At 66.3% G+C, this 12,193-nt stretch carries 10 protein-coding genes; 4 read left to right on the top strand and 6 right to left on the bottom strand.

All coding sequences use genetic code 11. The features are described 5' to 3' along the window. Positions 1-65 precede the first annotated feature (65 nt). Positions 66-1,076: a TAXI family TRAP transporter solute-binding subunit gene (locus RBB16_RS07010; RefSeq protein ID WP_306045489.1), complete on the bottom strand. Its 1,011-nt coding sequence runs from the start codon at positions 1,074-1,076 to the stop codon at positions 66-68. Positions 1,077-1,206: 130 nt separating this feature from the next. Next, complete coding sequence (locus tag RBB16_RS07005) at positions 1,207-2,121, bottom strand: LysR family transcriptional regulator (RefSeq protein WP_306045488.1); 915 nt, start codon at positions 2,119-2,121, stop codon at positions 1,207-1,209. 232 nt (positions 2,122-2,353) lie between these two features. Between RBB16_RS07005 and RBB16_RS07000 the strand changes: the two genes are divergently transcribed. Next, positions 2,354-3,973, top strand: a complete 1,620-nt coding sequence (locus RBB16_RS07000) for a 5-guanidino-2-oxopentanoate decarboxylase (protein ID WP_306045487.1) — start codon at positions 2,354-2,356, stop codon at positions 3,971-3,973. Here the strand turns inward: RBB16_RS07000 and RBB16_RS06995 are convergent. Continuing rightward, positions 3,958-4,902 (bottom strand): glutathione S-transferase family protein, encoded by a 945-nt coding sequence (locus RBB16_RS06995; protein ID WP_306045486.1) that lies wholly within the window; start codon positions 4,900-4,902, stop codon positions 3,958-3,960. The two genes, RBB16_RS07000 and RBB16_RS06995, sit on opposite strands and share 16 nt — an antisense overlap. 186 nt (positions 4,903-5,088) lie before the next feature. Here RBB16_RS06995 and RBB16_RS06990 point away from each other — a divergent pair, with 186 nt between their 5' ends. The 3 genes from RBB16_RS06990 to RBB16_RS06980 all read left to right on the top strand — a co-directional run bounded on the left by RBB16_RS06990 (position 5,089) and on the right by RBB16_RS06980 (position 8,776). Continuing rightward, the gene (locus RBB16_RS06990; protein WP_306045485.1) at positions 5,089-5,550 is read left to right on the top strand and encodes a (2Fe-2S)-binding protein; all 462 of its coding nucleotides are present in this window, start codon (positions 5,089-5,091) and stop codon (positions 5,548-5,550) included. 3 nt (positions 5,551-5,553) lie between these two features. Then, positions 5,554-7,788 carry a xanthine dehydrogenase family protein molybdopterin-binding subunit gene (locus tag RBB16_RS06985; protein ID WP_306045484.1) on the top strand — a complete coding sequence of 745 codons (2,235 nt, stop codon included), beginning with the start codon at positions 5,554-5,556 and terminating at the stop codon, positions 7,786-7,788. 82 nt (positions 7,789-7,870) lie between these two features. Further along, a complete protein-coding gene (locus RBB16_RS06980) occupies positions 7,871-8,776 on the top strand; it encodes a DMT family transporter (RefSeq protein ID WP_306045483.1) in 906 nt (301 codons plus the stop codon). Between the two features lie 10 nt (positions 8,777-8,786). On the opposite strand, the gene glmM is transcribed toward RBB16_RS06980, so the two are convergent. Genes glmM through RBB16_RS06965 form a run of 3 tightly spaced genes read right to left on the bottom strand, consistent with a single transcriptional unit; the run spans position 8,787 to position 12,120 of the window. Beyond that, the gene (glmM, locus tag RBB16_RS06975; RefSeq protein ID WP_306045481.1) at positions 8,787-10,130 is read right to left on the bottom strand and encodes a phosphoglucosamine mutase; all 1,344 of its coding nucleotides are present in this window, start codon (positions 10,128-10,130) and stop codon (positions 8,787-8,789) included. After that, positions 10,127-11,140, bottom strand: a complete 1,014-nt coding sequence (folP, locus tag RBB16_RS06970) for a dihydropteroate synthase (protein ID WP_306045480.1) — start codon at positions 11,138-11,140, stop codon at positions 10,127-10,129. Before folP ends, glmM begins: the two co-directional genes overlap by 4 nt. Before the next feature lie 56 nt (positions 11,141-11,196). Continuing rightward, the gene (locus RBB16_RS06965) at positions 11,197-12,120 is read right to left on the bottom strand and encodes a dihydroneopterin aldolase (protein ID WP_306045479.1); all 924 of its coding nucleotides are present in this window, start codon (positions 12,118-12,120) and stop codon (positions 11,197-11,199) included. Positions 12,121-12,193 lie beyond the last annotated feature (73 nt).

Below are 12,193 nucleotides of genomic sequence, written 5' to 3'. Positions count from 1 at the left end.
CGGACATCAGGGGGGCAGAGGTCACGAGCGGCGATAGAGCATCACCGCTCGTGACCGGAGGTGTCTTAGTCGAGGCGAGGCTCATCCATCGGGATGCCCTGCTCTTCATAGAACCGGGCCGCGCCGGGGTGGATCGGCACGAACATGCCACGTCCTGCGGTGTCCTGCTCGATATATTGCAGCAGGGCATGGGTCTGCTGGAACCGGTCGAGATTGTTCCAGATTGCAGAGGTCACCCGGTAAGCCGTGTCGTCGCTCATGTCGTCGGAGGCGAACAGGAAGGTCGTGGTCCCCACGGTCAGGGCCGGTTCGCTCTGGCCTTGATAGAGCCCCACGGGCAATGTCACTTCCGCGAAGCCCGAACCGTGCAGGTCCAGGTATTCCGCCACACGCTCCTCATCCAGCGACAGCACCCGGATCTCACGCGCCGTTTCGGTCGCCAGAACCGTGGAATGGGGATACAGAGCAACCCACATCACCGCATCCAGCTGACCGTCCCGCAAGGCGCTTTGCGATTCCGCCCAACTCAGCGGATGCACTTGGCCGCCACCGGCCTCGATATCCTCGATGCTCATGTCATAGACCGACAGCAGGTTGTTGAAGGCCAGCCACGATGTCTGGCCGGGCTGGCCGGCGCTGATCTGGCGACCGACCAGATCCTCGACCGAGTGAATGTCGGACTCGGCATCGACCCAGATCTGGATCGCGCTCGGGAAGAAGGTCATCAGCCCGCGCACATTCTGGATCGGGCTGTCAGGTGTCGCCGGGTCGCGCCCGGCCCAGGCATCCGCCGCGTTGCTGGCTGAGGTGATGCCCAGATCGACATCGCCCGACGACACCCGCAACAGGTTGGGGCCGGATCCGCCGGGTTGCACGCCGATGATGCTGTCGGCGAACTCGCCGCGCAACAGATCGCCAAGGCCGGTTGCGACCACGTTGAAGGTGCCACCGCTCGGGCCACCGCCGATATTCAGAAAGTCAGGATCCTGCGCAAAACCCGGTGAGGTCACGGACAAGGCGAAAGCGATGCCGCCTGCCGCAGCAAGCAATCCGCGTCGATTGATCGAATTAGTCATGGGAAGTCCTCCTGGTTCGGATACCCCATGGGACACATGATTCCGCGGATTGTGCTAAGCATTTTATGAGCATTTCTGATAAAAAATACTCATCCATAAGTAAATCGAATAAAAAGATAACCCGCCAGTATCAATGCGCCGCCGGTTTCTCCCATCTGGGCCTCAGCGTTTCCTTCATATGTTCCACGAAATGCTCGGCTGCGGGCGTCAGGGATCGCCCCTGTCGGGTGATCAACCCAAGCTCGCGAAACAGCGGCGGGTTCAGAAGGGTTCGGAACACCACGTCGTTCTCGATCGGGTTTACCGACATCTTCGGCAGCGCCGCGATCCCCAGATTGGTCTTCAGCAGCGACAGAACCGTCGCGATGTTCGACACCTCGATCCAGGGGGAACTGACGTTGTCAGGCTGATCGACCAATGTGTCCAGCAGCGGCCGCAACCCCGTATCGGCGGCGAAGGAGATGAACGGATAACCGGCCAGGTCTTTCCAGGTCAGCGGGCCTGTTTCCCCGGCCAGGGGGTGCGACTTGTGAACGACCGCCCCGAACGGATCGCGCAGCAAGGGTTCGAACTGCACCCCCGCAACGTGATCGGTCCGCCCTGCCACCCCCAGATCGACCTCGCCGCTCAGCACGCGGTCACACACACCGGTGGAATTGTCGTCGCGCAAGGAAATGCGGGTCTTGGGAAAGGCCGCGGAAAAGCTCTGGATCGTGCGCGGCAGAACCACGGTGGCGACCGAGGGCAGCACCGCCACCGCGACGCTGCCTTGTGTCCCGTCCGCGGCGGCGTGGAAATCCGCCAGCGTTGTATCGAGGTCGTTCAGCGTGCGCTCGATCCCCGGCAGAAAGGTCGCGCTGGCCTTGGTCAGGGCCAGAACTTTCGTGGACCGGTCGAACAGCTTCAGGCCAAGGGCCTCTTCCAGTTGCCGGATCGCCATTGTCACCGACGGCTGCGAGGTGCCAAGCCGCTCTGCCGCGCGGGTGAATGAGCCTTCCCGTGAGACCGCCACGAAGGCCCGAAGCTGTGCGAGGGTAATCTTCATCCTGTTCGCGCCGTCCTTCAGTTTCGCGGGGGATGCCCACGCGACAAAGCTGACCGCAGCAGGCCGGAATGTCGATTCCTTCTTTGCGCTTCTGCGCTGGCCCTCCTCCCGACCACGCGTGTTTCGGGTCTCTTGGGCGCATGTAACGGCAGATCGGACTGCGAGGCGTGATGCTCTTGTGCAAGGCCGCACGCTCTGGAACAGTCGCCCGGTGAACACAGGGAGCAAAGCGATGACCGACGTGACTGGATTGACCGCAGGCATGTACCTGACCCGCCTTCTGGCGCTGTACGGGGTGGATACGGTCTTTGGCATCCCCGGTGTGCATACGGTGGAGCTCTATCGCGGGCTGCCCGGATCGGGCATTCGCCACGTGACGCCGCGCCATGAACAGGGGGCGGGGTTCATGGCCGACGGCTATGCACGGGTCAGTGGGCGGCCTGGTGTCTGCTTCATCATTTCCGGCCCCGGCATGACCAATATCGCCACCGCGATGGGGCAGGCCTATGGCGATTCCATCCCGATGCTGGTGATCTCGGCGGTGAACTCCCACGGCCGCATGGGGTCGGGCGAGGGCTGGCTGCATGAGTTGCCGAACCAGCAGGCGCTTGTATCCGGCGTGTCGGCCTTTTCGCGCACGATCCACACGGTCGAGGAACTGGCCCCGGCGCTGGCGCAGGCCTTTGCGGTGTTCGAGGGCGGCAGGCCGCGCCCCGTGCATCTGGAAATTCCCATCAACATCATGACCGCGCCTGCCGATCACCTGCCGCTGCCCAAGGCGCCCATGCGGATCGCGCGGGCGGCCCCTGATGCAAGCGCGCTGGCCGAGGCGGCGGAGCTGCTGAACGGGGCCGAAGCGCCGGTGATCCTCGCTGGCGGCGGCGCACGGAATGCGGTGGCGCTGCGGGCGTTGGCCGAGGCGCTGGACGCGCCCGTAGTGATGACTGCCAATGCGCGGGGCCTGCTGCCGCCCGAGCATCCGCTTGGCGTGTCGCTGACCGCCTCGCAGCCCGAAACGCGGGCGCTGGTGGCCAATGCCGACGTGGTGCTGGCGCTTGGCACCGAGATGGGGCGCACGGATTACGACATGTACGAGGATAACGGCTTCCGCATCCATGGCCGCATGATCCGCGTCGATGTGGACCCGGTGCAGATGGCCCGCAGCGCCGCGCCCGAGATCGGGATAGTCGCGGATGCGGCCGCCACCACCGCTGCCTTGCTGGAGCTGGCGACGCCCGACCAGCACAAGGATGGCGCAGCGCGGGCAATGGCGGCGTCAGCCGGGCGCATGGTTCTGGATCAGGCCATGCGCGGCGATCTGGCGATGCTGGACCTGATCCGCGATACGCTGCCCGATGTGGTCTTCATGGGCGACAGCAGCCAGGCGGTTTATGCGGGCAACCTGGGATTTGCCAGCGCCAAGCCGGGGCATTACCACAGCTCGACCACCGGGTTCGGGACGCTTGGTTATGGCCTGCCTGCCGGGATCGGCGCGCGGCTTGCCAGTGGCGGGCCGGTTGTGGTGCTGTCGGGCGATGGCGGGTTCCAGTTCTCCTCACCCGAGATGGCCAGCGCGGTCGAGGCCGAGGCGCCGGTGATCGCCATGCTCTACGACAATTCCGGCTATGGCGAGATCAAGAGCTACATGATCGCCAAGCAGATCGGCACCCTGGGGGTGGATCTTTATACCCCCGACCTCAAGGCACAGGCGGAGGCCAGCGGATGGGCGGTTGCCCATGTGGCGGACCCTGCGGAGTTGCCCGAGCTGTTGACGAAAGCCGCCGCCGATACCCGCCCGACGATGATCTACTACACCGATACGCTGCGCGAGGCGTTTCAGGCGGGGCTTTGACCGCGCCCATGGGGCTCGGACCAGTCGATGACCGGCCCCGCGGGCACGATGCCAAGCGGATTGCGCAGTTCCGAGGGTGAGAAATAACCCTGTTTGTAGATGTCGAACCGGACGGTCTCGGCCACGCCCGGCATGGCGTAAATCTCGCGCGCATAGGCCCAGAGATTGGGGTAATCCATCAGCCGCCTTATGTTGCATTTGAAGGCGTAGTGATAGGCCACGTCGAAGCGGGCGAGCGTCGGGAAGAGGCGGATATCGGCCTCGGTGAAGCGCTCGCCCATCAGGTAACGGTTCGTCGCCAGATGCGCCTCGATCTCATCGAGCAGTGCAAAGACCTGCGCCACAGCCTCGTCATAGGCGGCCTGTGTCTTGGCGAACCCGGCGCGATATACGCCGTTGTTCACGTCGCGGTAGATGCGGGCGTTCCATGCCTCGATGCCGTCGCGCAAGGGGTCCGGTGCGAAATCCGGGCCGGGGAAGGCGTCGTTCAGCATCCGCACGATATCGGCGCTTTCATTCGACACCGGCTGGCGCGTTTCACGGTCCCACAGCAGCGGAACAGTGATACGGCCCGTGAAGGGCTGCGGTGTGCGGGCATAGACCTGATGCAGGGCGGTGACGCAAAGTTCCGGGTCCGCGTACTCGCCATCCGTGTCGAAGACCCAGCCATCGGGCGTCCGGCGTGGTCGGGCATAGGCCACCGTGATCTGCTCTTGCAAACCTTTCAGCGCCCGGATCAGCAACGCCCGATGCGCCCAGGGACAGTTCCACGCGGCATAGAGGTGATAGCGCCCCGGATCGGGGGGGAAGGGGCCGTCATGGGTGATCCAGTTCCTGATCGTGGCCTTCTGGCGCTGGAACTTGCCGTCTTCGGACGTGTCCGGGCCGGGGTCTTCGGCGTGGTATTTCCCGTCGATCATCAGGCCCATGGGTGCTCTCCTTGTCTCATTCCAACCTAGCTGCGCCGCGCGCGCGATCAAGCGCCGCCCCTGAACAGGTGCTGTGCGTCCGGGTGACGGCACGGAAAGCGAGAGAAATGGCGCGATCTGCAAGTGACATCGCACAAGGGCGTTCCTACCTATCCTGAAAGCCCCAAAGCACAGACGAGGATGGCTATGCAGTTCACAGTAAACGGTGTCCCCCGCGAGGTGGATGTGGAAGGCGACATGCCCTTGTTGTGGGTGCTCAGGGATGAGCTGGGGATCACCAGCGTCAAATATGGCTGCGGCATCGCCCAATGCGGGGCCTGCACGGTGCATGTGGATGGCATCGCCATGCGGTCCTGCCAATTGCCTGCCGACAGTCTGGAGGGCGCCCAGATCACCACTTTGGAGGGGCTCGCGGAGGGTGAAACCCTGCATGCGGTGCAAGAGGCCTGGATCGCCCATCAGGTCGCGCAATGCGGCTATTGCCAGGCGGGGCAGATGATGCAGGCCGCCGATCTGCTGGCCGCCGTGCCCGAGCCCACGGACGCGGATATCGACGATTTCATGGGTGGCAACCTGTGCCGCTGCGGCACCTACCCGCGCATCCGCGCCGCCATTCACGACGCCGCCGCGCGTCTGCGAGAGGGCTGAGCCATGTCGCGTGTTGGAACGATTGCCCGCCGCAGTTTCCTCATTGGCTCCGCCGTGCTGGCAGGCGGCGTGGCCTTCGGGGTCTACACCGTGCGCCGCCCGCATGAAAACCCGCTGGAGGCGGGGCTGGCCGAAGGGGAGGTGACCTTCAACCCCTGGGTGCTTGTGGGGCCCGAGCGGATCACCCTGATCACCCCCCATGCGGATGTGGGGCAAGGCGTGGCGCATATGCAGGCGATGCTGCTGGCCGAGGAAATGCGGCTGGAACCGGGGCAGTTCGATATCAGCTTCGGTGACCCGTCGCCCGCCTATTGGAACAGGGCCATGGGCGAGGAGGGCGCGCCCTTCCTGTCCAGCGACCAGGGCTTCGCCGCGCGCACGACCCGCACGGCCATGGGGGCCGTCATGAAGGTGCTGGGGATGCAGGTCACGGGCGGCTCCACCTCGACGCCCGACAGTTTCGACAAGCTGCGGCAGGCGGGGGCGATAGCGCGGGAAACGCTGCGCCGCGCGGGTGAGATCCGCACCTCGATCCCCTCGGATCAGCTGCGCTGCGAAGCGGGCGCGGTGGTGCTGCCCGACGGCACCCGCATTCCCTACACGGAGCTTTCCGCGCAAGCTGCCACGATCGACCCGGTCGAGGACGCGCCCCTGACGCCGCGAGCCGAATGGCGGCTCATCGGGCAGGAAACCGAGCGGCTGGATATCGTCGCAAAGTCGACCGGGCAGCAGGCCTACGGAATTGATGTTTCGGTGCCGGGCATGGTCCATGCCGCCGTGCGGGTGAACCCGCGCAGGGGGGTGCTGACCGGCTATGACGCCAGCGCCGCACGGTCCATGCGCGGGGTGTCGGACGTTGTCGAGGTGACGAACGGCGTGGCCGTGGTGGCCGATAACAGCTGGCGTGCCTTTCAGGCGGTGAACGCGGTGGACTGTGACTGGGGCCCCGCCCCCTACCCCGCCGAACAGGCGGACCATTGGGCCGAAGTCGCTGCCAGCTTCACCGAAGACCGGCTCGACCGGGAATGGCGGGCCGAGGGCGACGTGGAGGCGGCGCTAAGCGGCGACGTGATCGAGGCAGAATACCGCGCGCCCTACGTGGCGCACCAACCGCTGGAGCCCTTGAATGCCATTGTCCGGGTGACGGAGGCGGGCGCAGAGGTCTGGACCGGCCACCAGATGCCGCGCTTCCTTCAACAGCAGGTGGCAGCAATCACCGGGCATGAGGCCGATCAGGTGACGCTTCACAACCAGTTCTCGGGCGGCAGTTTCGGCCACCGTTTGGAATTCGAACATGTAAGGCTTGCCACCGAGATCGCGGTGCAGATGCCCGGCGTGCCGGTCAAGCTGACCTTCCAGCGGGAAGAGGATTTCGCCCAGGACTTCCCCCGCCAGATCGGCATGGCGCGCGGGCGCGGTGCGGTGGCAGGCGGCCGGGTCGAGGCCTCCGATATCCAGATTGCGGCGGTATCCTCCTCGCGCAGCCAGATGGGCCGAATCGGGCAGAATGTGCCCGGCGCTGACAGCCAGATCCCGGCGGGCGTGTGGAACGTGCCCTATGCGATTCCGTCCTACCGGGTTCGCGCCTACGCGGTGCCGGAACTGGCGCCGACCTCGTCCTGGCGGTCGGTCGGGGCGTCTTCGAGCGGGTTCTTTGGCGAGAGTTTCCTAGACGAGCTGGTCCACGCGGCGGGGGCCGATCCGCTGGCCGAGCGGCTGCGGCTGGCCATTGACCCGCGTGCGGTGGCGGTGTTGGAGGCCGTGGCCGAGATGTCGGGCTGGGGTCGCGAGCCCGCCGAAAACCGGGGCCTTGGCGTGGCCATGGTCGAAAGCTTCGGTGTACCCGTGGCGGAGGTGATCGAGGTCGAAGCCACCGCGCAGGGCATCCGCATCCACGACGTCTGGGTCGCGGCGGAGGTGGGCACGGTGGTCGATCCCGTTGCCTTTGAAAACCAGGTGCAGGGCGGGGTGGTCTGGGGCCTTGGCCACGCGATCAACTGCGAGATCACCTATGCGGATGGCATGGCGGAGCAGTCGAATTTCGACTGGCACGACGGCATGCGCATCTGGCAGGCGCCACGGATCGCCGTGCGTGGTGTCGAACTTGGTGGTTCTGTGCGCGGCATCGGGGAACCCCCCGTGCCCCCTGCCGCCCCCGCGCTGGCCAACGCGATTTTCGCCGCCACCGGACAGCGGCTAAGGGAGATGCCGTTCAACAAGTTCGTGGATTTCGTCTGACGGCAGGGCGACGGCGCAAGGCCCGCCCTTGACGCCGCCGCCGCGCCGGGGTCTTGTGCGCGCAATCGCAGGAGCCCCCGACATGACCCCCACCATCACCCGCGCAAGCTGGCTCATGATCCTCGCCCTGGGACTGACCTGGGGCGCGACCTTCATGGTGATCGAGATCGCGCTGCGCGGCATCACGCCCTTCTGGCTGGCCGCAGCCCGCATCGGTTTTGCCGCCGCGCTGATGACAGCGGTGTGGCTGGCACGCGGCGGGCGGCTCTTCCTGGACGACGCGCGCGACTGGCCCGCGATGGTGGTGATCGGCCTGCTCAGCTCTGCCGTGCCCTTCATGCTGCTGAGCTGGGGCCAGCAATTCACCACCTCGGGCTTCGCGGGCGTGTCGATGGCGGCTGTCGCCCTGATGGTGCTGCCGCTGGCGCATGTCCTCGTGCCGGGCGAGCGGATGACGCTGCGCCGAACCGCGGGCTTCGCAATCGGCTTCGCGGGCGTCGTGGTGCTGATCGGGGCGCAGGCCTTTTCCTCGACCGGTTCCGCGCTGGAACCTTTCGGGCGGCTTGCCTGCCTCGGCGCGGCGGGCTGCTATGCGCTCAGCTCGGTCTGGATGCGCCGCCTGCCTGCGGTCGATCCGATCGGGCTGGCGACCGTGCTGCTGATCATCGGCGCGGCGATGGTGATCCCCGCCGCGCTGATCATGGAAGGCCCGCCGCCTGCCGTTGACGGGCAGACATTGGCGGTGCTGGCGTTGCTTGGGCTGGTGCCGACGGCGGCGGCCAATATCCTGCGGGTCGTGGTGATCCGCAGCGCGGGCCCCACCTTCATGAGCCTCACGAACTACATCGTGCCGGTCTGTTCCGTGGTGCTCGGCGCGCTGGTCCTGTCGGAACCGCTGCCGCCCTCGCTGCTGTGGGCGCTGGCGCTGATCCTTGCGGGCGTGTTCCTGAGCCAGTGGGGCGCGCTGCGGCGGCTGTTCCGGGGGTGAGACGGCAGGCTCAGACCGCCGCCTGCACCGCGGCCACGACCTCGCCCACCACGTTCTGCAACAGGCCCTCGTCCTCGCATTCCGCCATCACGCGAATGAGCGGCTCGGTCCCCGATTTGCGGATCAGGAGCCGGCCAGAGCCTTCCAGCCGCGCCTCGGCCTCTGCGATGGCCTGCTGAACCTCGGCTGCTTCCAGCGGGGTCTGTCCCGCCGCGAAACGCACGTTCTTGAGCAGTTGCGGGACGCGTTCGAAGCTGCGGGCAAGATCGCTTGCGCGTTTGCCGGTGCGGGTCATCTCGGCCAGGAACTGCAACCCCGCGATCAGACCGTCGCCGGTGGTGGCGTAGTCGGTCATCACGATATGGCCCGACTGCTCACCGCCCAGGTTCAGCCCGTATTGCCGCATTGCCTCAACCACGTAGCGGTCACCGACCGGGGTCCGGTGCAGGTTGATCGCGCGCTCGGCCAGGTAGCGTTCGAGCCCGAGGTTCGACATCACCGTTGCGGCCAGCGTATGGCCCTTCAGGCGGCCTTCTTCGGCCCATCTGTTGGCAAACAGCGCCATGATCTGATCGCCATCCGCCACCTCGCCGCGTTCGTCGATGATGATCACCCGGTCGGCGTCGCCATCGAGGCAGATGCCCAGATCGGCCCGCGTTTCGCGGATCAGGGCCTGCGCGGCGGCGGGCTTGGTCGAGCCCACACCATCGTTGATGTTGAAGCCGTTGGGGGCGACGCCCAGAGGGATCACCTCGGCGCCCAGTTCCCACAGAACCTCGGGCGCGGCCTTGTAGGCGGCCCCGTTGGCGCAGTCGATCACCACGCGCAGCCCGTCAAGGCTGAGCCCATGCGGGAAGGTGCCCTTGACCCGTTCCACGTAACGCGCTCGGCCATCGTCGATGCGCTTGGCGCGGCCGATGTTTTCCGCCTGCGCGGGCTGGATGTCGGAAAAGACCAGCGCTTCGATCTCGCGCTCCGCCTCGTCCGACAGCTTGAAGCCGTCAGGGCCGAAGAACTTGATGCCATTGTCGGTGGCCGGGTTATGGCTGGCGGAAATCATCACGCCCAGATCGGCGCGCATGGAGGTCGTGAGCAGCCCCACGGCAGGCGTCGGCACCGGGCCAAGCAGCAGCACGTTCATGCCGGTGGAGGTCAGGCCCGCCGTCAGCGCGTTTTCGATCATGTAGCCCGACAGCCGCGTGTCCTTGCCGATCACCACCCGGTGGCCGGGGCTTTGGTCGCGCCGGAAGTAGCGCCCCGCCGCCGCGCCCAGTTTCAGCGCCAGTTCCGCCGTCATCGGGAAGCTGTTGGCGCGGCCACGCACGCCGTCGGTGCCAAAGAGTTTGCGAGTCATGCCTGTCCCTCTGCTGCCGCGCGCCACAGCGCGATCATCTGCCTGTGCACCTGTGTATCATGAACCCGCAGCATCTGGACCCCCTGTCCAAGCGCCCATAGGCCGATTGCTGCCGATGCGGGGCCGCGATCGTGAGGATCGGGGATATTGCCGATGCGCCCGATGCTGGCCTTGCGCGACACCCCAAGCAGGATCGGACAGCCAAGCGCGTGAAAGAGCGATATGCGCCCGATCAGTGCCAGATTGTGCGCCTCGCGCTTGCCGAAGCCGATACCGGGATCGACGAGGATTTTTCCACGCGGAATACCGGCGGCCTCGGCTGCGGCGACGGATGTTTCAAGGCTGTCATAAACGTCGAGCAATGCGTCGGAATAATCCGGGTTGTCCTGCATTGTATCGGGCAGGCCCTGAGCGTGCATCAGGCACACGGGCGCGCCGGTTTCTGCCGCCAGCCCTTGCATTCCCTTGTCGAAGGTGAAGGCGGAGACATCGTTGATCAGCTGCGCCCCTGCCGCCAAAGCGGCCTTCGCCACGGCGGCCTTGCGGGTGTCGATGGAGATGGGCGTGTCGATGCCCTCCGCCCGGATCGCGGCGATCACGGGGGCAGTGCGGGCGATTTCCTCGTCCACCGGCACTTCGGCGGCGCCGGGGCGGGTGCTTTCTCCGCCGAGGTCGAGGATATGGGCGCCCTCGTCCAGCATCCGGCGCACCTGCGCCATGGCGGCCTCGGGATTGTTGAACTCGCCGCCATCGGAAAAGCTGTCCGGCGTCAGGTTCAGGATGCCCATGATGCGGGGGGTGTCCAGCGTCAGCCCGGCAATCGGCGCGCGGGGCGCGGTCAGGCGGGTCAGCACCTTTGACGGCACCGCATCGGCGGGGATCACGCGCGGGGGGGCGTGGCGCGACAGCTCTTCGACATGGGTGAACCAGGCCCAGGTGCCCGCCAGCGGCAGGGCTGCGGCGGGACGGGCCGGGTCGGTCTGGGCAATCGGGCGATAATAGAGCGTCATTCTGCGGTCCTCTGATTGGCGGACCGGATAGCGCTATGGACCGTTTCGGGCAAGGCTCAGAGCGCGGGCATCGCGTCCGGGGCCAGCACCGTCAGCGCAATATCGGCCTTGGGAGCGTTGCCACCCAGGAACAGCATCCCCTCCGCCTCGAAGCTCTCCGCCAGCCAAAGCGCCAGCGCCTCGCCCGAGCGGACCGAGGTTTCGGGGCCGTCGACACTGTCCAGCACCAGCTTGGAGGGCGCCCAGACCGAAATGCGGTCATGCTTCATCGCCCAGTCCAGTTCGGTCCGCGTCTCGACCACCACGCAACGGTCGTCATGGCTGGCCAGAATCCAGGCGTTCTGTTCGATGGCCAGAAGGTCGATGCGCCGCTGCGGCATGGCGTGATCGGCGACAGGCGCGCCGCTATCGGGGCGGCCCACACAAAGGATCACCGGTTTGCCTTGCCCCTCCAGCCGGTCAAGCAGCGCCGCCAGATCGGGGCGCGCGATGGCCTCGTTCGACAGATACACCACCAGCGGGTGTGGCGCGCCGTCCTTCAGCAGCGACAGGCGCGGGCGTTCGGGGGCGGTGCGCACGATCTCGACCCCAAGCGCGAATGGGCCCCGGTCGAGCTTTTCGATCCGCACGAAACAGCGGGCGGCTAGCGGATGGGCGAGGATACGCTCGGCAATGCGTGCGGCCAGCGTTTCCAGAAGGTTCAGACGTTCGGCCTGCAATTCGTGGTCGATGGCCTCGGAAATCGTGTCATAGGACAGGATCCGGTCCACATCATCGGCATCGGGATTGGCGGCGGAGCGGACCTCGACCACCACGTTGAAGCGCACCCGCTGCAAGAGACCCCGCTCCTGCTGAAACGCGCCGATCTCGACCTCGCGTTCGTGGTCAGAGAGGCTGATCCGGTCCAGCGGATCGTTACCGGCTGTGGCCTTGGCACGTTCGGACGGGTGCGCAAAGGCAAGGCGGGTTTCATCGGACATGGGGCTTGGCCTCCGGGGCCGGTCAGGACAGTCGCGCCCTTCTAGCAGGCCAGCGCGCGGGATGCACGGGTCT

The organism is Nioella sp. MMSF_3534, from assembly GCF_030732985.1.
Taxonomy (GTDB): Bacteria; Pseudomonadota; Alphaproteobacteria; order Rhodobacterales; family Rhodobacteraceae; genus Nioella.
This window is presented reverse-complemented; position numbering and strand designations above follow the sequence as displayed.